Genomic DNA, 19,859 nt, shown 5'->3' with positions numbered 1-19,859 from the left:
GCTGCACGTCGCGAGCTTGCGCGTGCAGCCGGGACGGCCGCACCACAACGATGCGGACCTTGTCCGAGGACGCGACGGCGGTCGCCCCCTCATCCGGCCTTCGGCCACCTTCTCCCACGCGGGCCGTGGACCGCCACTTTTCATCATCGACTTCGACGAACGAAGCCAACGAGATTTCGTCGCAAGTCATTGGCCGGATGTTTCTTGAAACGATCGCGGGCCGACGTGGCGACGACGAACGAAGCCACGCCGGCCCGGAGGGCAAGGTTGCCGGTGGCCCGCGACGTCAGCCGACGGGCTCGAGGACCCGGGGCTCGCGCGGGGAGGGCGAGGGGTCGAGGGCGACGGCGAAGACCTCGTCGAGGTTCGAGACGCAGTGGAAGACCAGGGCGTCGCGGACGTCGGCCGGGATGTCGTCGAGGTCGGCCTCGTTCTTCTTGGGGAGGATGATCTCCTTGACCCCGGCGCGGTGGGCGCCGAGGACCTTCTCCTTCACGCCGCCGATGGGCAGGACGCGGCCCCGCAGCGTGATCTCGCCGGTCATGGCGACGTCGTTGCGGGCGGGGCGGTTGGTCAGCGAGGAGACGATGGCGGTGGCCATCGCCACGCCCGCCGAGGGGCCGTCCTTCGGGATCGCGCCGGCCGGGACGTGGATGTGGACCTCCATCGACCCCAGGCGGTCGTCCGGGATCCCCAGGGCCCGGGCGTTGGCCGTGGCGTAGGTCACCGCGGCGCGGGCGGACTCCTTCATGACGTCGCCGAGCTGGCCGGTCAGGATCAGGCCGACGCTGCCCGGCCCGCCGTACCGGTCGGCCTCGTCGTCGGGCTTGCGGCCCGGCTGGAGGCGGCGGACGGCGGCCTCGACGAACATGATGTCGCCGCCGGCCGGGGTGTAGTACATCCCCGTCGCCACGCCGACCTCCGGCTCCTCGCCGGCGCGTTCGGGGTGGACCTTGGGGCGGCCCAGCAGCTTGTGGACGTCCTCGGCGTCGACGGTCCGGCCGACCTCCTCGCCGGCGGCGATCTTCCGCGCCAGCTTCCGCGTCACGGCGCCGATCTGGCGCTCGAGCTGGCGGACGCCGCTCTCGCGGGTGTACTCGCTCACCACGGCCGCCACCGCGTCCTCGGTGAACGTCACGCCCGAGCCGGACAGGCCGGATTCCTCAAGCTGACGGGGGATCAGGTACGTCTTGGCGATCTCGGCCTTCTCGCGCTCGGTGTAGCCGGCGAAGTCCACCACCTCCATCCGGTCCAGCAGCGGGCCGGGGATGTTCTGGATGAAGTTCGCCGTCGCCACGAACAGGACCTCGCTCAGGTCGAACGGCACGTTCAGGTAGTTGTCCGTGAACGAGTCGTTCTGCGCCGGGTCCAGCACCTCCAGCAGCGCGCTGGCCGGGTCCCCCTGGAACGAGACGCCGAGCTTGTCGACCTCGTCGAGCAGGAAGACCGGGTTCCTGGTCCCCGCCTGCTTGAGGCCCTGGATGATCCGGCCGGGCATGGCGCCGACGTAGGTCCGCCGGTGGCCGCGGATGTCGGCCTCGTCGCGGATCCCGCCGAGCGCGGCGCGGACGTACTTCCGCCCCAGGGCGCGGGCGATGGACTTGGCGATCGACGTCTTGCCGACGCCCGGCGGGCCGACGAACAGCAGGATCGGCCCGCGGGCCATCGCCTTGGCCTTCGCCTCCTTGCCGTCGGTGATCGCCCGGTCGTCCCCCTCCCTGGGGGCGGCGTCGGCGTCCTTGAGCTTGGACGCGGCGCACTCGCCGGAGGTCTCCACCTCCTCGGCGACCCGCCTGGCGCGGAGCTGGCGCACGGCCAGGAACTCCAGGATGCGGTCCTTGACGTCCTCCAGGCCGTAGTGGTCCTCGTCGAGGATCGCGGTGGCGTGGTTGAGGTCCAGGTCGTCGTCCGAGCGGACGTCCCACGGCAGCTCGGCGATCCACTCCAGGTAGGTGCGGATCACCTGGGCTTCCATCGACTCGCGCCCGGACCGCTCCAGCCGGCCCAGCTCGCGCTCGACCTCGACGCGGGCCTCCTTCGGCAGCACCAGCTTGCCGAGCTTCTCGCGCAGCTCGTTCAGCTCGCGGGACTGGTCGTCGTCGCCCAGCTCCTTCTGGATGGCCTTGAGCTGCTCGCGCAGGAACATCTCGCGCTGGCGCTCGCCCAGCTCCTCCTGCACCTGCGACTTGATCTCGTCCTGCGCGGCGAGCATGCCGATCTGGCGCTGGACCTGGATCAGCACGCGGCGCAGCCGCTCCTCGACGCCCAGCGTCTCCAGCAGCAGCTGCTTCTCGTCGACCGGCAGCTCGACGTAGCCGGCGACCAGGTCGGCGAACCGGCCGGGCTCGGTGACGGAGTCGAGCACCTGGTGGAGCACCTCGTCGGGGAGCCCCCGGCGCTCGCCCAGCTCCATCGCCCGCTCGCGGGTCTCCTTGTAGAGCGCCACGAAGGCGGCGTCATTCTCGTCCAGCGGCGGGACCTCGGCGATCGGCATGACGTCGGCCGTGAGGTAGTCCTCGCCCTGGTGATACGTCAGGACGGCGGCGCGATGCTCCCCCTGGAGCAGCAGCTGCACGCCCCCCAGCCCGCGCTGGACCTGGCCGATCTTGCCCACCACCCCCGTCGTGTAGAGCTGGTCCGGCGACGGCTCGTCCACGTTCTCGCGCTGGGCGACCGCGAAGACCTCGCGATCCCCCTTCAACGCCGCCTCGATGGCATGCAGCGTCCCCGGCCGCCCGACCCCGATCGGGACCGTCAGCCCGGGATAGATCACCGTGCCCCTCAGCGGCAGCACCGGCAAGGTCTGTCGTTCCGCCATCCCGTCGCCTCCTCCCTCGCTCCGCGGCAATCTTCGTCTTTCCCAGTAATCTAGTAGGTATACGCCCGGACGGCGTCAAGTGTGCGGAAGGACACGAAGGCGGCCCCGGTCGACCGCGCGAAGCGCGGCGGGGCGAAGCCCCCGAGGCTATACTTACCTAGGACGAAAGGACGAGACCGTCCGGAACTCGCGACGCCGAACACCGCCGTCTCCCGGAGAAATGCCCATGGAGGTCCCCCTCACGCCGGAGCTGGAGAGCCTGGTCAGGTCCAAGGTCGAGAGCGGCTGCTATCCTTCCGCGAGCGAGGTCGTCGGCGAGGCCCTCCGTCTCCTGGAGGAACGGGATCGACTCCGCGCCGCCCGGCTTGAACGCCTCAAGCTGGAGGTTCGGGCGGGGGTGGATCAACTCGACCGCGGCGAGTCGATCCCCCTCGACATCCAGGGGACCCTCGACCGCGTCCGGGCGCGTCGCGCGGGGGGATAGCAGGTTATGCCCGGGATCGTCTTGTCCCCCCTGGCTCGGCAAGACCTTGAGGATATCTTCGATCAGTTGGAGTCGCGCCAGGCCCGCCTCTCGGATCGCTTCGCGGAATTCTTCGATCAGTCCTGTCGGCTCCACCTCCGCCATCCGATGCTAGGAGCCCCGTGCGAGGAATTCGGCCCGGGACTCCGCTGCTTTACCGTGTGGAGTTACGTCGCGTTCTACCGGTCGGCCGGCGACGGCCTTGAGATCGCGAGGATCCTCCACGCCGCCCGAGACTTACCGGCGGCCTTCCAATGAGCCATCCTCCCGCGCGGTCGAAGGAGTAGGCGTTCGATATGAGCACGATCCGTACCGGACGCATCCTTGGACTTCTCTGGCTCCTGGCCGCCCTCATCCCCGCGGCCCACGCCGGCCCCAACATCCTCTTCGTCGTGGCCGACGACTGGGGCGTGCACGCGGGCGCCTACGGGACGCCATGGGTCCGCACGCCGGCGGTGGACCGGGTCGCCCGGGAGGGCCTGCGGTTTGACCGCGCTTATACTCCCCTGGCGAAATGCGCGCCGTCGCGGGCGGTAATCATGACCGGCCGTCTCCCCTGGCGGAATGGGGAGGCGTGCAATCACCTCTCCTACTTCCCGGCCGAGCTGAAGGCCTGGCCGGAGGTCCTCGTCGAGCGCGGCTGGCACGTCGGCGCGACCGGCAAGGGGTGGGGGCCGGGCGTGGCCCGCGACGCCGACGGCAACCCCAGGCGCATGGCCGGGACCCCCTTCAACCGCCGCAAGGCCGAGCCGCCGACCTCGGCCATGTCCAACGTCGACTACGCCGCGAACTTCGTCGACTTCCTCGACGCCGCCCCGGCCGGCTCGCGCTGGTGCTTCTGGTACGGCGCGACCGAGCCGCATCGCGGCTACGAGCCCGGCTCGGGCGCGGCGAAGGGGGGCAAGCGGTTGGCCGACATCGACCGCGTCCCCGCCTACTTCCCCGACGAAGACGTCGTCCGCCACGACATGCTCGACTACGCGCTCGAGGTCGAGCACTTCGACGCCCACCTCGGCCGGATGCTGGACGAGCTGGAGTCGCGCGGGCTGCTCGACGACACGCTCGTCATCGTCACCAGCGACCACGGCATGCCCTTCCCGCGCGTGAAGGGCTACGCCTACCACGACTCGAACCACATCCCGCTATTGATCCGATGGCCGTCGGCCGTCCGCTCGCCCGGCCGGGCCGTCGACGAGTTCGTGGACTTCACCGACCTCGCCCCGACCATCCTGGACGCCGCGGGGATCGACCCGGCCGAGGCCGGCATGAAGCCCGTCGACGGCCGTGGCCTCCGACCGCTCCTGGAAGCCCGTCCCGGCGAGTCGGTCCCCTGGCGCGACCATGTGTTGGTTGGCAAGGAGCGGACGGACGTCGGCCGGCCCAACGACTGGGGCTACCCCATCCGGGGCATGGTCACGGCCGACTTCCTCTACCTCCGCAACTACGAGCCTTCCCGGTGGCCCGCCGGCAACCCCGAGACCGGCTACCTCGACACCGACGGCGGCCCGACCAAGACCCTGATCCTGCAACGCGGCCGGGCCGACCGCGCCGATCCCTTCTGGAACCTCTGCTTCGGCATGCTCCCCGCCGACCAGCTCTACGACCTGCGCGCCGACCCCGACTGCGTCCGCAACCTCGCCGACGCCCCCGAGCACGCCGACCGCGTCCGGGCGACGCGCGACCGCATGGAGGCCGAGCTTCGCGAGCAGGGAGACCCGCGCGTGCTCGGCCGCGGCCACGTCTTCGACGACTACCCGGTCACCGCCGGCGCCGGCTTCCACGCCCGCCATGCCCGAGGCGAGAAGCCCCCGGCCAACTGGGTCGAGCCGACCGACTTCGAGCCGGCCCCGGTCGCGCCAGGGCCGTGAGTCGACTTACCGACCCGCCCGCCGCCGGAGGGCGACGACGAGCCCCGCGGCGCCGAGGCCGGCGAGGACCAGCGACGACGGCTCGGGGACGGCGTTCAACTCGGCGGTCGTCCCCAGGGCATCGCGGAAGGCGTTGTTGCTTCGCTGGAGGGTCAGCACGAAGTCGTCGCCCGGCGTGGGGGTCAAGGTGAACCCCTGGCGCTGCAACTGGCTGACGTTGAGGTAGACCTCCAGGCTGGAGAGCAAGGTGCCCCCGCCATTCCCGGTCAGGAAAATCAACCGGCCCGCGTCGACGGTGGCGGCGTTCAGGGCGGTGACCGGCAGCGAGGCCCCTTGACGCTCCATCACGTGGCCCGAGGCCGAGTAATTGTGGATGACCCCGGCGTTGGCGGCGACGACGAACTGCGGATTCGGGGCGTTGGTCCCCAGCAGGATCGCCCCCTCTCCGCCGTGGCCTTCCGACATCGAGCCGTCGCCGTTTCCGGGGATGGTCAGCGTCGTGGACGGCGAGAACGTCGAGTCGGACGCGCCGAACTTCGCCACGATCCGTACGCTCTGGCTCACATCGTCCCCGGTCATCTTCGCGACCGTCGCGCCGATCCCCAGCACCAGGTCGCCCGCCTGCCAGCTCCCCCCGAAAGTGGTCGCCTCGGAGGAGTCGAGCACGAAACTCCTCGTATAGAGGGTGTAGTCGAAATTCCCGTCGCCTCGGACGTAGGTCCCCAGGGCCTTGGAATTTCCCAGCTGGTCCCAGCCGTCCGCGGCCGGGTCGCCGGTGACCGGGCCGGCGTGCGATCGACCGACCGCGACGACTAGCGCGGTCGCCAGCAAGATCCTCAAATAGCTCGACTTCATCTTTGTGCACTCCCTCGGATTCATGGGGCGTGAAGCCCCGGCCCATGCTCGTCGGGAGCGTCACTCAATGCTCCCCCGCCGCATGAGATACGATGATTCGGTGACATGGAAGCATGTTGTCTCGAATCGACTTATGGTGCTGCCTCGCGGCGACATCGCGTCGGCGAGGAGCATCGATCGGCGGCCGAACCGCCGCATCCTTCGGGGTTGCGACGGTCGCATCGAATCGAGCGCATCCACGGCGCGGTCCAGCTCATCGCCCGGACGTCCTTGAAGCGGATGACGCCGGCCGAAATGAACGGGGCGGCTCTCGGTCGCGCCCATCGCGGGCCCGGCGTCTTCGCGGGAATTGAATTTCCAGGAATCATGAAATCTCGCCCCTCGCCCCGCGGAGCATGGGGACGATGGTGGATCGTCGCGCTCCTTGACAATTCGGTTGGATCGGGCCTTGATCGAGTCGAGGCCGTCGGTGTCCCGTCGAATGCCGGGAGCCGCCGGGCGATGAGGTCGAAGGCGCATACGCGAACCGCCGACCCGGGGCGGGCGTCAAATGTGAGGATGTCATCGGGGGGCGACAACCGCCCTCGTCCCGCTCATCCGAAGCCCTTCACCCGGCTGGAGTCGACGGGATGGAAAAGGCCCGACCGCCGGACCAGTTGCGATGCCCATGTTGCGGCGAGTCCCGGCCGGTCGCCGAGACCCCGCTGCTTCGCGCCGAGGCCGAGTGGCTCGCCACGGGGGCGTTCGACGCCCGCCGGCCGCCGGGGTGGTCGGTCGAGGCGGCCCGGGAGGGTCGATTGCAATGGGCCTGCTCCCGATGCATCCGCGCGGGGCTGGCGTTGGAAGGACGCCCGGCCCTCCAGACCTGGTGCGACTTCGAGCCATACTTCGCGTTCATCGACGCGAAGATGACGTGCCGGGACTGCGGCCGGTCGTTCGTCTTCTCCGCCGCCGAGCAGCGGCATTGGTACGAGACGCTCAAGTTCTGGGTCCAGTCCCGGCCCAAGCAATGCCTCGCGTGTCGGCGCGTCCGGCGCGCCCGGAGGCGCGAGGCACGCGAGGAGCAAGACCGTCGCGACGCCGGATCCTGATGGCGCGCGAGACGCGGCGTCCCCCGGAAACGATCATTCGAATTCGACGAACGAAGCCAACTTGATTTTGTCGCAAGTCGATGTGATTTCGATGCTTGTCTTAAAATCGGCGTTCCGCCGCGATGACGAACGAAGCCAAGCGGGGCCGGCGGCGTCGGGGGCCGGCGGGGCGTCGAAAATCGCGACGCCGACGCGACTCGGGCGGCCCCGCGTCCTAGGAATCCTGGGGGGATCCACCCGGAACGAGGACGATGGAGCCTGCGATGGCGTGCGGCGCGTGGTTGTTGGCGGCGGCCCTGGCGGGGGTCGGGATCGGCGGCGCGGGGACGGTCGGAGGGCCGACGCCGCCGCCGGTGGAGGGGGGCGGGCCCGTCGTGGTCGGCGTGGGGTTCCACTTCGTCGACGTCGGCCGGATGACGGCCCGCGAGGAGACCTTCGACGTCACCGCCCACCTCAAGCTCCGCTGGCGCGACCCCCGGCTGGTCGGCGGGGCCGTCGAGGGGGAGATCTGGCGACCCGCCGTCACCTTCGACAACGCCGCCGACGCCCCCCGCCTCCACGCCCCGCCGACGATCGAGATCGAGGACGACGGCTGGGTGGAAAGCCGCGTGATCCTCTCCGGCAAGTTCTCCACCCCGCTGGACCTCCGCCGCTTCCCGTTCGACTCGCAGGATCTCGTCGTCCGGCTCTCGCTGGCCGACGACGCCTCTCGCGCGCGGTTCGAGGTCCTCGAGGACGCCATGCCGATGCACGACGACGTCTTCGTCACCGACTGGTCGATCGAGAAGCAGGCCCACTCCGTCAAGCCGCGCCGGTTCTACCCCGGGGGGGACGAGTACTCCCGCCTGGAGTACCTGGTGCGGGTGGAGCGCCGGCCCACCTTCTACATCTGGCGCGTGCTGCTCCCCCTGGCCCTCTTGCCGCTGATCCCGGCGCTGGTGTTCCGGTTCGAGCCGACCAACCTCCAGCCCCAGATCAGCACCTGCATCGGGACGCTGATCGCGATGCTGACGTTCGGCTACTCGGTCGATTTCACGCTGCCGAAGGTGGCATACCTGACGCTGATCGACCGCCACGCGATGATCGGCTTCGGCTTCGCGACCGCCGCGACGATCGCCGTGACGGCGGTGCATCGCAAGGTCGTCGACGGCTCGCTCCCCGGCGCCCTGAAGTTGCAGCGGCGCCTGTCCTTGGCCTACCCGGCCCTCTACGTCGCGGTGGCGGCGGCGAACTTCGCCCTGTCGTCGGCCCTCCCGGCGCGTGGCGGGTCAGCCGCCGTCGACCGGCTCCAGCACCGCCCAGAACTCGGCGCATTCCGCGGCGATCTCCCGGCGGGCCTCGCGGACCTCGCGGTACGACCGGGTGGACGAGAGGACCGCGGCGGGGACGACCATCGCCAGGGTGAGGGGGAGCGTGGTGACGCGCCAGTCGGGCCAGCCCTGGGTGATCAGGCCGATCATCGCCGCGAGCGCGCCGAGGCTGCCGATCGGCAGTAGCCATCGCCGCACGAGGCCGTACAGCCGCAGGGCCGACGGCGAGACCCGCTCGCGCAGGCGACCCTCCAGGAATCCGCCGGGGTCATCCAGGCGGTAGGCCCGCAGCCGGTACGTCCCGGGCGGGACGTCGCAACCCGATCCCATGTCGGGCCGCCGCGACAGCTGGGAGTCGTCGCGACGGAAGCCGTACTCGACCCCCGCGAAGACCAGACCCCCGCCGACGACGCGGAGCCGCTCGGCCTCGCCGACCGGCCGGGCCGCCGCCGCGACGTCGTCCGGCAACCCCTCGCCGATCAGCACGCGCAGGCCGTACATGCCCGGCGCGCCGACGTCCAGCAGGAACAGCCCCCCCTGCTCCTCCGCCTCCCTCACCACCGCCGCCGCGTCGCCGCGGACGCGCCCGTCGTAGTCGTCGGGCAGCGCCTCGGGGTCGAACAGGATCATCGCGGCGGTCCGCGTGCCGCCCTCGAAGTCGTGGATCATCGGACGGGCTCCGCTCCGGCGGCGGGCCTGGGCCGACGCCGCCGGGGGATCAACGGGGGCAGCGGCACGAAGGCCCATGGCGCGAGGAAACGAAGGACGCGAAGGATCAGCCAGGCGATCGAGAACGGGATGACGACCAGCGTGATCAGGAGGAAGACGAGCGCGCCCGCGAGGAAGAGCAGTTGGCCGAGGGCGTTTCCCGGCGTCGGCCAGCTCCAGTGGGCGGCGTGGTAGGCTTCGGAGTCGATAAAATCCGGGACCGCGCCGAACTTCGCGATCAGGTCGGCTCGCGAGCAACGTTCGATCCCGGCGCCGGGGGAGTCCATGTCGAGGACGCCGTAGGCCGCGGAGGCGTTGAACCGGAAGACGAACCAGGAGCCCACCACGGCGAAGGGGCCGACGTCGTCGGAGAGGAGTCCGGCGACCGCCTCCTCGGGGACGAGCACGCCGCCGGGAGCCAGGAGGTCGTTCCATCGGGCGTCTCGCGCCCGGACCAGGTGGACGTGGTCGGACCCGAGTTGACGGTCTCCGGAATAGACCAGGGCGTAAGGCCGCTTCAGCCAGACGGCCCGAGCCCGGGCGGCCTCGCTGAGACCCGCCTCGCCCCGCGCCGGCCGCGGACCCATCGCGAGGCCGAGCATCACCAGGAGCCAGATCGCGCGCGGGCCGCGGGGGTCATGGTCGGGTGCCTTCGTCACGCGGTTACCCTCTTCGAGGTCGCGGGGCATCGGGGGCCACGGCCGGGACGTGGCCTGGATAGGGGCTTGCGTCAATAGGTTTCGATGTCCTCGGGCGGCACGCCCAACCGTCTCGCGATCCGTTCCAGAGTCGGCTTCGGGGGGGGCGCGGCACCCCGCTCGATGTGGGCGATGGTCTTCGCCGGGAGCGGGGCGAAGTCCTCGCGCCGGAGCCGCTTCTGGATCCGGAGGCGCCGCAAGGACGGGCCGAAGCCCCGCTCGGCCTCGCTCATCAACTCCCGGAGTCGGCGGCGATACCCCGCGTCCGACTCGTACAGGATCCCGTCGGCGGCGGCCTCGTACTCGCCGAGGACGACCGTGCGACCATGGTCATCGAAGGCGAGGCGATCGAAGTCCGGCTCGACCCCGGATCCCGAGGGCTCGAAGAACGAGAAAGGAAAGACCATGGTCTCCCCATCTCCGCGCACCAACGTCACCGTCGCCGCCTCCGGGTCGATGGCGCCGCCGATGAAGCGGTCCCGCGCATGCTCCGAGGACAGCACGGTCACCAATTCCCGAGGCGGCAGCCATCGATAGGAGGACCCGAGGCCGAGCACCAGATCGAAGGTTTCGAGTAGCGACGGGACGCTCTCCATGCGAGGGGGTTCGATGGCCAGCAGCTGGGCGAATCGCGGCCGGCCAAGCTCCTTGAGGCGGGCCTTGAGGATAGCATCGGTCGAACCCCGCCCGTAGGAGATGAATACCGTTCTCGGCTTCGCCTCGCGCAGGCGCCGGGGAAGGTCGGCGACCCTCCACCGTTCCACCCCCTTCGGGAGCGGCCCGTGGAGCCTGGCCCCGGAGCCCACCAGGACATACTTGGGGGCGACGTCGGATCTCTCAGCGGCCGCCGTCTTGGGCATCGTCGTCCTCTCGGCTCGATATCGGGTTGATCGGATAGAGGCGGTCCCATTCCATGCGCAGCCTATCCCAGTTCATCTCCACCAACTCGCGAACGTCCCGATCGATGTCGTTCCAGCCGCCGCCCGGGGGGACGATGAAGACGCCGTCGCGAAGCCCGACCCTCCAGGCCCGGTCGCCTCGCTTCAAATAGATAGTGACGTGAGGAGATTCGAGACGTTCCTTCTCGAAGATCTTGACCTTCCATCCCCTGGCCTTGAGCCGCCTCGGCAGGTCGAGGTCGAAGGGCATCGCTCACCTATCGATCATCTTCCATTTGGTCGGCGTCGGGAAGGGGAGGCTCATGAGGTCGCCTGATGAAGCTCCTGTCCCTCCGAGCGCAGGGCGCCCAGGCCCAGGTCCAGGACGCCGCCGACGCGGCGTTCCAGGTCGGCGAGGTCGCGCTCGATGGCGGCGAGGGCCTCGGCGTGGGTCCGCACGGCGGCGCAGGCGTCGGAGGCGTCCCGGCAGAGGGAGTCGAGCAAGGGGGCGTGGGCCAGGCGGTCGACGACGGCCTTCAGCTCCTGGTGCAGCCCCCGGTTCAGCCGGCGCAGCAGGATCCCGCCGACCGTCGCCCCCCACAGGACGCACCAGAAGGTCGCCTGGAGCGCGAAGTCCAGCCCTAGCAGCGGGCGGCCCTGGATCATGTGGTCGTGGAAGAAGTTCTTGGCCAGGTGCAGGACCAGCCAGGCCGGCAGCAGGGCGAACGCGATCTCGAAGGCCCAGTGCGTCCCCGGGCCGGCGCGGCGGGCGACGCGCTTCTCGACCACCTCGTTGATCTCGGCGTCGAGCCGGCGGTAGACCTCCACGGCCACCGTGGCGAGCTGCTCGGCCGAGAAGTCGCCGCCGTCCTCGCCGGGGGCGGGGTCGAGCCGGGCCTCGTTCAGGTAGCCTTGCAGGACGGTGCGCGCGTGGGCGAGGTCCCCCTCCGTCAGGCCGAGGTCGGCCTCGGCGGTCAGCGCGGCGGCGGCGCGGCTCTCGCGCCACTTCTCCCCCACCAGCGAGACGGCCGTCCAGCCGCCGGCCAGGATCGCCTGGGTCGGAGTCCGGGCCCGCAGCAGGACCAGCGACCGGACCAGGCTCCCGGCCGCCGACCACGCGCCGATCAGCGTCGCCAGCGGCCCGGCGCCCCACGCCTGGTTCAACTGCCGCAGAACCCGCGAGCGCCAGAGCCGGCGGTTGGCGTCGATCCGCTCGGACATCTTCGCGGCGATCCTGGCGGCGAGCCGGGCCCGCTCCAGGGCCGTGGCCTCCTCCAGCTTCGCGACCGCCCCCAGCCCGGCGTCGATCGGCTCCCGGATCGCCCCCAGCAGCCAGCCGTAGAGGCCCAGCAGGTTGGCCCGACGGATCCGGTGCCGCGCCCGACTGGCCAGCTCGTGCTCCAGCAGGTCGCGGAACCGGGCGAACTCGGCGTCGACGGGCTCGCCGCGCTCCTGCCGGGCCAGGGCGTCGGCGCCGTCGAGGCGGAAGATCTCCGGCACCCGCAGGCCCAGGGAGTCCAGGTAGCGGCGGAGGTCCGGGCGGTTGTCGTGGTCGAGGTCGGCGTGGGTCTGGACGAACAGGATCTGCCGCCCCGGCGCGTTGCGGCGCAGCTCCTGGCCGACGACGTGCGACTTGTACTTCTGCGAGGTCGCCGTGTGGACCATCACGTCGCAGTGCGGCAGCGCGGCGCGGAGGATGTCCAGGTGCCGCTCCCCCCCCTGCCCGTCCTCGGGATCCTGCGTGTCCGGGTCGGGACAGTCGATCAGGATCATCTGCTCGAGCAAGGGTATGTTGAGGCGATGGATCTCCAGCTCGTCCTCGCCCAGGCCGAGGAACGCCGGGTCGACGTCCGGGTGGCAGGCGACGACGGCCCGCCGGGTCATCGGCCGGAACTCCTTGCCGGCGCGGCTGGCCTTCCGCCCCAGCAGGGCGTTGAACAGCGTGCTCTTGCCCGTCCCCGAGCCGCCGAGGAAGCCGACGACCAGCGCGCGGTCGAGGTCGATCTCCGGGACGCGCAGGCGGGCGTCGAGCCGGTCGACCAGCACCCTCGCCTCGTCGAAGGGCGGCCAGGCCGGCGCGGAGCGGGCCCAGGCCGTCAGGCGGTCGTGCAGGCGGTCGAAGCCGGCGAGCAGGTGCTCGCGCTCCCAGTCGGCCTTCGTGAAGCGTTCGGCCATGCGGCTCCTCGGGGGTGGGTTCGGGACGGGGTCAGCGGGCGATCTCGATCTCATACCACAGGGTCTTCGATTCGGGGCCGATCCGGACATGAGCGGATTTCGCGTCCCCGGCCACCTTCAGCGGCTCGCGGTCGCGGCGACGGCCGCGCTCGTCGAGCGGCCAGGCCTTCACCCTGGCGGCCGGGACGGGGAGGGTGACGACGGCGGGGATCCCCTCGACCAGCGACGGCCCCCCGCCCCAGTCGCGGCCGATCGTCGTCCTGGCGGCGTCGCGCCACTTCATGCCGACGTTCCCCGCGTCGCCGGCCGCGGTGAGCAGGACGCGGCCGGGGGAGCGGAAGTCGGGGCCGTCGAGCGCCGTCAGGGTGATCGCGGCCCAGCCCTGGCGGTTGGGCTTCGTGTCGATGGTCACGTCGCCGAGCGTCGCCGGGCCGGGCTTGATCGAGCCGATCAGCGCCTTCGATCGCGGGGCGTCGATCGTCGCGCGGCCGAAAAGCTCGTCGGCGCCGGGCGACCAGGCGAACCCCTTCGAGTCTTCGGGGCCGGCCGGGCGTCGCGGCTCCTCCACGCCTTCGATCGCCACGCCGACGTAGCTCGTCAGGGCCTGATCGGTCGTCAGGCCGAAGGCCTCGCCGCCGAGCCCCCACGCCCCGCGGAGCCGGCCCGCCTCGATCCAGTCGTCGGCCTTGGGGCGGGCGATGGCGGTTCGCGAGGCGACCGGCACGTCGCCGCGGAGGAACATGGCGGCGGCGGCCGGGAGGGTCGCCATCTTGGCCGGGTGCTGGTCGATGTCGAAGAAGCTGGTGATCTTCCTCGCGTCCCAGTCGTCGCCTCGGTGGCTGTAGGCGAACAGGAAGACGCCGTCCCAGTCCTGGCGCGCGGCGTAGGCGGCGATCAGAGGGATGGTCTCGGCGCCGTAGGTGTTGGGGGCGGAATGGTTGTACTCGGTGCAGAGGAACGGCTTGCCGACCACTCGCGAGAGCCCCAGCCGGGGAAGCGTGCCGCCGTCCGGCCGACCGGCCATCGGCAGGTTCTGGATCGTCCAGTCGTCCTGATCCCAGGGCCTCCGGGGGAAGTGGGGATGCTGCCAGTAGGAGTGGGAGTCGATGGCGTCGAGCCTGGCCTGAACCGGCGCGGGGCTCCAGCCCATCTGGGTCCCCAGCACCACGCACTTCACCCCCAGGTCTTCCTTCAAATACCCGTACATGCCCGACCAGTATTCATCCTCCACGTCCCAGAGGAAGCGGACCCAGTCGGACTGGGCCTCGGGCGTGCGGACGCCGAACTCGCGGTGGCGGAACCAGGGGATCGACCCCAGGGCCTCGCCGGGCCGGAGGCCCATCACGCCGCCGGGGGTCAGCGAGACGTCGTCGACCTCCAGCGTCAGCGCGCTCCCGCCCAGGTTGGAGACGGAGATCCGGCCGTTGTCGTCGGCCTCGGCGACGCGGAAGGTGAACTCCAGGTCCCGCCACTCGGGCGTCACTTCCTGCTGGACGCTCCAGAGCTGGTTCCAGGGCTCGTGGGCCTGCATCGCGTTGATGGAGACGCGGACGGGCTCGCTGGCGCGGGCGCGAAGGCGCAGGGTGTAGGGCGTGTCGGCCTGGAAGCGGATGCCCGGCTGGTTGAACTGGATGTGCCACGCCTGCGCGGCGGGCTCCTCGACGGTCAGCTTCAGGCGGCCCTCGGCGAACTCGTGCCGCGCCTTCCCGCTGTGCCGCTCGAAGTTCCAACCCTCGCCGCTGCGGTCGAACGAGCCGTTCTCGAGGATCTCGGCGCCGCGGGGGACGTCGCGGACGGACCACGCCCGGCGCATCTCGGCGTCGGTCGCGTATTTGGCCTTCAGGAAGTCGTTCCAGCGGCGCGCAAGGTCGGCCGAGTAGGGGTCGGGCATGGTCTCCAGGCCGCCGCCGGACCACTCGTTGAACAGGGCGTTCTCGTTGTTGATCTCGACGATCGCCACGGCCGGCTCGTCGGCATATCGCGTCTTGGTGTATGGGTTGACGTGGTGGAGCAGCGCGCGGGCGTACGCCTTCTGGGCGCGGATCATGGTCGGGTCGAAGTTGTCGACCCCCTTGTGGAAGCTGGGGGCGTTGGGCCAGTCGTGGACGTCGGGATAATTCCGGCCGACGTGCAGGTTGATATTCGAGTAGATGCCCCGCTTCTTGAGCGCGGCGATCAGGTAGTCGAGCCGCTCCAGGCGCTCGGGGTCGATGGTCTCGCGGTCGGCCTTGAGCAGGCCGTTGGGCGAGTCGGACGTGTCCATGTGGTGGAAGCGGACGCAGTTGATCCCGAACTTCGCCATGCGGGCGGCGATCTTGTCGGCCGCGTCGTGGGTCGGGAAGTTGGCCCCGAAGCAGAGGTTGACGCCGAGGAACCGGATCCGCCGGTCGCCCGCCCGGAAGTGGCCCCCCTCGACGCGGATCGGCCCGTCCTTGCCGGCGGGGGCGGGGACGAGGGCCGCCATGCCGGGGACGCCGGGGGAGGCGTCGTCCCAGGGGAGGACGAAGGGGAACAGGCCGTCGCCGGCCCTCATCGGCGGCGGCGCGTCCTCGGCGCGGGCGGCGGAACCTATCCCCAGCAGCAGCGCGACGGCCGCGAGCGCGGCGCGGATGTTCGATGGGTTCATCGTTCGGACCTCGACGGGCGCTTCCCGGCGGCGACTCGCTCGCCGGATGGGGCGCGCCCCGACCCGTCCCGAGTCGACTCGAACCCGGGGGCGGAATCAACCCCCGGCCCCCCCGGCGAGGCCCGCCGCCGCGAGGGTGGTTCGCGCGCTCGCCCGCCGCGCGACATTCCGCGAGGGCCCGGGGTCGGGCCGGCCGGCGCTCAATTCGCGCCCCAGCGGGGCCGCTTCCGCCGCCACTTGAGGCGACGCTTGCGCGGGGCGTGGTACGAGCCCACGGTGTGCATGGCGACGATCGGGAGCCACGCCGCGAGCAGCCAGCAGGCCAGGCTCGCCGGGATGTAGGCCCAGAACGCCCGATCGCGCAGGGCCAGCGCGGCCGCGAAGGCGATCCCGACGGGGGCCAGGAGGGCCGCGACCGTCAGGCTGAGCCCGAGGAAAGACGGGCCGAGCCGCGCGATCGCGCCGAGGATCGCCCCCGGCCGGGCCGCCAGGTCGTCGTCGTGCAGGAACGTCATCATGAGCGCCATCAGCGCGTAAGGGAGCCCGACCAACCCGAGCGCCGCGGCCACGACGGGGCTCCACGACCCGCCCGTCCAGGCCAGGGCCGCCCGATAGGCCGCCAGCGGCAGCAGGCCGACGCCCGCCCCGAGCACGATCCAGAGGAGCCAGGAGCCCACGCCGTCCAGGAGGCCGTCGGCGTTGCGGTCGGGCGGGCGAGGCGGCAGGGGCTCCCCGTCGCTCGAAGCCGCCAGCACCCGCGCCAGATACTGGAAGTCATAGACGATGACCAGGGGCGACAGGATCAGGACGGGCAGCGCCGAAACCAGGGCGATCAGGCGGCCCATCGAGGGCGTCCCCAGCAGTTCGCCGTCGGCGAGGATGGCCAGGCAATACTCCGGCGCCAGGGTGCCCATCACCCAGGCCGCGCCCCCGATCGCCGCGACCATCGCCAGGCCCTCGACCCCTCGCGACGGATAGAGGAGGCGCGGCGGAAACCATGGGTCCAGGGGCTCCGGCTCGGCATCCTCCGGCTCCCTCCTCGCATCCCGACCCCGCGGGGCGAGGGGCGGGCGGGACCCGGCGTCCTCGACCGCCCCCCGAGGCTCCTCCGGGACCAGCGCCGCCGCCGACGCCGGAGCGGGCGGGTCCGCGCCCAGTTCATAGGTCCCCCGCCAGGCCCACTCGCCGTCGTCGGTCGCCTCGGCCGTCTCGGCGGGCGGTGCCGGCTCGTCGGGGACTCCGGGCTCGTCGGGCCACGGCCCCAGGGGCCCGCCCACGGTCGCCCGGTCGGCCGCGCCGGGCATGGGGCGAGGCGGCCCGGCGGGGCCGAGTTCATACGTCCCCCGCCAGTTCCATTCGTCCTCCTCGACCGCCGGGGCCGCCGCGGGCTCGGCCGGCGCGACCTCGGGTCCCCGCCGGAGCATCTCGCACACGTCGTCGTCCGACACCGCCCCGGGCGAGGGAGCCGGCGCGCCCCCGGGCATCCGGAGCGCGCGACCGCAGCCAGGGCAGCGCCCGCTCTTGCCGGGCGCCATGCCCGCCGCCCGCAACCGCCGCCCGCAAGGACAGACCAGGATCGTCACGCCCATCGCGATCGCTCGCTCATTCGCCTTCCCGCCCGGCGACGCCGCGTCGCCCGTGACGACAATTGTAGTAGGGCGGGCCGCGGCGCTTCAAGGACGATTGTGGGAGGAAGTCGATCGGATCGCGGAGAGGATGTTCCAAAGGGGGCGACGCGAGGTCGCGCGGGGATTCCTGGTCGTGGACCGCGACCCTCATCCCATCGAGACGGAGGCCGCCCGGGCGCGACCTTCGTCCGCCTCCTCGTCGATGGCCGCGAGTTCGCGGGAGAGGTCGGCGGCGAGCTTGTAGGCGGCCTGGAAGTCGGGGCTCTCCCCCAGGGCGGCGAGGCGCTCGATGCGGTCGAGATGGCGGCCGACGACGCAGTCGTCGACGACCCGGGCGAGCAACTCGGCGCGCTCGCGATAGAAGGCGGTGAACAGGTCGCCGATCAGCGCCCGCGCCGGGCCGCCGAGCCGGGCGAAGGCGCCCTCCCCCCCGGCGGTCAGGGCCGAGCCGGCGGCGACGTCGAAGAAGACCTGGCCGATCGCGTGGCCGCCCGCCTGGAAGATCGGGCCCGAGGCGATGTCGGCCGCGCCGAACATGCCGATCGTCAGCGCCGGCCGGGCGATGGCCGTGGCCACCAGGCCCCATTCGATCGCCCGCATCATCCGGGGATGCTGGGCCTCGAACACCTCCAGCCGCCTGGCGATCACGCGGCGGTACGACTCGGTGGCCAGCGGCGCGGCGGCGAGACGGCCTTGCAACTCCTCGAAGGCCCGCCGGCGCTGGTCGCCGGCGATCAGCGGTTGCAGCTCCTGGCGCAGCGCGGGGGCGCCGACGCGGTGGACGGCCTCCAGGTCGTTGTAGATCGTCTCCAGCGCCCGGCTGAGCTGGGTCTTCTCCTCGGCGAGGAAGCGGGCCTCGTCCTCGGCCGGCTCGACGGAGCCGGGGAGCCAGCGCGACACCGCGCGTCCCAGCGCCCCGTAGGCTCCGTGGATCTTGCGGTCGAACCAGGTCCGCCGGGGCTCCAGCCAGCGCCAGATCTCCTCGGCGACGACGTGCCCCGGCGGGCGCGGCAGGTCGATCCTCACCTGGACCTTCTGGTGGATCACGGCGCGGGCCTGGCGGTTCTCGTCGGCCAGCTTCTCCAGGTCGCGGAGGTAGGCGGGGATCCCCTCGTCAGGGTCGAGGGCCTGGCGGAGCGCGCCGCGGAGCGACCGGATCTTGATGTCGGCGAAGTGCAGCTCGGCGAGGTCGGCGCGGGGTGAGGTCGAGCCGGGGGTCAGCGGGTGGAAGGTCAGGCGGCCCTCGCGGGCGGCGGCGCGGTCGCGGGGGACGGCGTAGGCGTGCAGCGGGTCGGCGCCGGTCCCCTTGCGGAAGGTCTCCAGCCATCCCCGGCAGTGGTCGCGGTCGTCGGGCCAGTCGATCAGGTTCACGACGGCCAGCACCCCCTTGTCGGCCTCGGCGGCGATGCGGAAGAAGCGCCGGATCTTCTCGTCGTTGTACTTCTGCTGGGTCAGCAGCGCGATGACGACGTCGGCGGCGTGGGTGATGGACTCGGCCAGCTTCCAGTTGTTGGGGAGGGCCGCGTCGACGTCCGGGGTGTCGAGCAGGACGAGGTTGGCCGGCTGCGCGCCGGAGGGGTCCTCGCGCCAGACGAGGCCGTCGGGGTGGCCCTCGGCGACGGCGTCGTCCTCGCTCGCCCAGGGCTGGAGCGCGAATCCGGGGAAGACGGCGGCCAGGTCGTGACGATCGGTGAAGCCGCGGGGCAGCAGCGCGACGGGGTGCTTGGTCTCGGCCGCGTTGTGGTGGACGCGGCTGGCCGGGAAGCCGACCAGGTGATTGAACACGGTGCTCTTGCCCATGTTCGCGCCGCCGGCCACGGCGACGATCAGGTAGGGGGCGTCGGACGCCTGGGGGACCAGCTTCTGGTAGAGGTTGGCCCTCCAGGAAGCGCGGGGCGCGGGGACCCCCGCGGCCTCGGCCTCGTCCGCGAGGCGGGTCAGCGCCGAGGCCAGGTCGACCACCCGGCGCGACCAGGTCGAATAGTCCATCGCGTTCGCTCGCCCTCGTGGTCCCGCGCGTCGTCGGCCGCCGCTCGGCCGCCGCCGGCCCGCCCATTATAAGGGGCCCGACGCCTCGCGGGATATCGCCGCGTCCCCGCGCGGCCCGCCGACTTCCCACCACCGCGCAGCCGATGTCGCACCGCCCCGCGCCGGCCCGACTATCGGTGGGGCCCATGGATTCGCGATGTTCGAAACACAAGGGTCTTTTTTTTCGGAACGACTCTGTTATTGTGAACGTCCGCGGTTTCAAAATGGGCGGTGTCGCGAGTTTGTGCTGTCTTGGCACGATGCTAGCGAATGGAGGGTTCCGAGGGTTTGGAGGGGCGAGGCCTTCCTCTCCCGCGCCCGCCGAGTGGATCGCTCGCGGAGCCCGTCAGCCCGATCCAGTTGGAATGACAACCCAGGAGACGCACCCATGAAGTCCAGGAAGCACGTTTTCGCCCCGTCGCTGGACGGCAAGCTGGAAGATCGATTGGTCCTCAACGGTGCCCATGCCGCGGCCGTCGCGCACTACGCCGGCGATGCGAACGCGGGCATCCCGCGGGACGCGGTGCTGACGACGCGGGCGTACAACAACATCCTGGTGAACATCCACCGGGCGACGGAGCAGCTGGCGCGCAGCAACGGCAGCCAGGCGGCGTACGACCGGGCGGCGAGCCAGATCGGCGCGCAGCTGGGCC

14 protein-coding genes are annotated in these 19,859 nt (G+C 71.5%); 5 read left to right on the top strand and 9 right to left on the bottom strand.

What is annotated here, in order from left to right; all coding sequences use genetic code 11:
- Positions 1 to 286: 286 nt before the first annotated feature.
- On the bottom strand, positions 287 to 2,818 hold the full coding sequence (gene lon / locus WG209_RS20635; protein WP_337176983.1) for an endopeptidase La: 2,532 nt from the start codon (positions 2,816 to 2,818) through the stop codon (positions 287 to 289).
- Positions 2,819 to 3,044: 226 nt separating this feature from the next.
- On the opposite strand from lon, the gene WG209_RS20630 reads away from it, so the two are divergent.
- A complete protein-coding gene (locus tag WG209_RS20630) occupies positions 3,045 to 3,302 on the top strand; it encodes a type II toxin-antitoxin system ParD family antitoxin (protein WP_337176982.1) in 258 nt (85 codons plus the stop codon).
- A 335-nt stretch (positions 3,303 to 3,637) separates the two neighbouring features.
- Positions 3,638 to 5,209, top strand: a complete 1,572-nt coding sequence (locus WG209_RS20625) for a sulfatase (RefSeq protein WP_337176981.1) — start codon at positions 3,638 to 3,640, stop codon at positions 5,207 to 5,209.
- 6 nt (positions 5,210 to 5,215) lie between these two features.
- Here WG209_RS20625 and WG209_RS20620 read toward each other — a convergent pair whose 3' ends face one another.
- Positions 5,216 to 6,064 carry a PEP-CTERM sorting domain-containing protein gene (locus WG209_RS20620; protein ID WP_337176980.1) on the bottom strand — a complete coding sequence of 283 codons (849 nt, stop codon included), beginning with the start codon at positions 6,062 to 6,064 and terminating at the stop codon, positions 5,216 to 5,218.
- Positions 6,065 to 6,693: 629 nt separating this feature from the next.
- Between WG209_RS20620 and WG209_RS20615 the strand changes: the two genes are divergently transcribed.
- Entirely contained in the window at positions 6,694 to 7,155 is a 462-nt protein-coding gene (locus WG209_RS20615) for a zinc-ribbon domain containing protein (protein ID WP_337176979.1), read from the top strand.
- Positions 7,156 to 7,406: 251 nt separating this feature from the next.
- Positions 7,407 to 8,651, top strand: coding sequence for a hypothetical protein (locus tag WG209_RS20610; RefSeq protein WP_337176978.1), 1,245 nt, complete (start codon positions 7,407 to 7,409; stop codon positions 8,649 to 8,651).
- A 479-nt stretch (positions 8,652 to 9,130) separates the two neighbouring features.
- Here WG209_RS20610 and WG209_RS20605 read toward each other — a convergent pair whose 3' ends face one another.
- From WG209_RS20605 to WG209_RS20575, 7 genes are all read right to left on the bottom strand, one after another.
- Positions 9,131 to 9,832: a hypothetical protein gene (locus WG209_RS20605; RefSeq protein ID WP_337176977.1), complete on the bottom strand. Its 702-nt coding sequence runs from the start codon at positions 9,830 to 9,832 to the stop codon at positions 9,131 to 9,133.
- Positions 9,833 to 9,903: 71 nt separating this feature from the next.
- Positions 9,904 to 10,731 carry a helix-turn-helix transcriptional regulator gene (locus tag WG209_RS20600; protein WP_337176976.1) on the bottom strand — a complete coding sequence of 276 codons (828 nt, stop codon included), beginning with the start codon at positions 10,729 to 10,731 and terminating at the stop codon, positions 9,904 to 9,906.
- Positions 10,709 to 11,020: a hypothetical protein gene (locus tag WG209_RS20595; RefSeq protein ID WP_337176975.1), complete on the bottom strand. Its 312-nt coding sequence runs from the start codon at positions 11,018 to 11,020 to the stop codon at positions 10,709 to 10,711. The genes WG209_RS20600 and WG209_RS20595 overlap by 23 nt, the downstream gene beginning before the upstream one ends.
- Before the next feature lie 50 nt (positions 11,021 to 11,070).
- Positions 11,071 to 12,924 carry a hypothetical protein gene (locus WG209_RS20590; RefSeq protein ID WP_337176974.1) on the bottom strand — a complete coding sequence of 618 codons (1,854 nt, stop codon included), beginning with the start codon at positions 12,922 to 12,924 and terminating at the stop codon, positions 11,071 to 11,073.
- A gap of 31 nt (positions 12,925 to 12,955) precedes the next feature.
- Positions 12,956 to 15,550 carry a carbohydrate binding domain-containing protein gene (locus tag WG209_RS20585; RefSeq protein ID WP_337176973.1) on the bottom strand — a complete coding sequence of 865 codons (2,595 nt, stop codon included), beginning with the start codon at positions 15,548 to 15,550 and terminating at the stop codon, positions 12,956 to 12,958.
- Positions 15,551 to 15,750: 200 nt separating this feature from the next.
- Complete coding sequence (locus WG209_RS20580; RefSeq protein WP_337176972.1) at positions 15,751 to 16,974, bottom strand: hypothetical protein; 1,224 nt, start codon at positions 16,972 to 16,974, stop codon at positions 15,751 to 15,753.
- Positions 16,975 to 17,325: 351 nt separating this feature from the next.
- Positions 17,326 to 19,167, bottom strand: coding sequence for a GTPase (locus WG209_RS20575; protein ID WP_337176971.1), 1,842 nt, complete (start codon positions 19,165 to 19,167; stop codon positions 17,326 to 17,328).
- 427 nt (positions 19,168 to 19,594) lie between these two features.
- Here WG209_RS20575 and WG209_RS20570 point away from each other — a divergent pair.
- The coding region (locus tag WG209_RS20570) for a hypothetical protein (protein ID WP_337176970.1) at positions 19,595 to 19,859 on the top strand (265 nt) is incomplete at its 3' end.

The organism is Paludisphaera sp. (assembly GCF_037189885.1).
Lineage (GTDB): Bacteria > Planctomycetota > Planctomycetia > Isosphaerales > Isosphaeraceae > Paludisphaera.
This window is presented reverse-complemented; position numbering and strand designations above follow the sequence as displayed.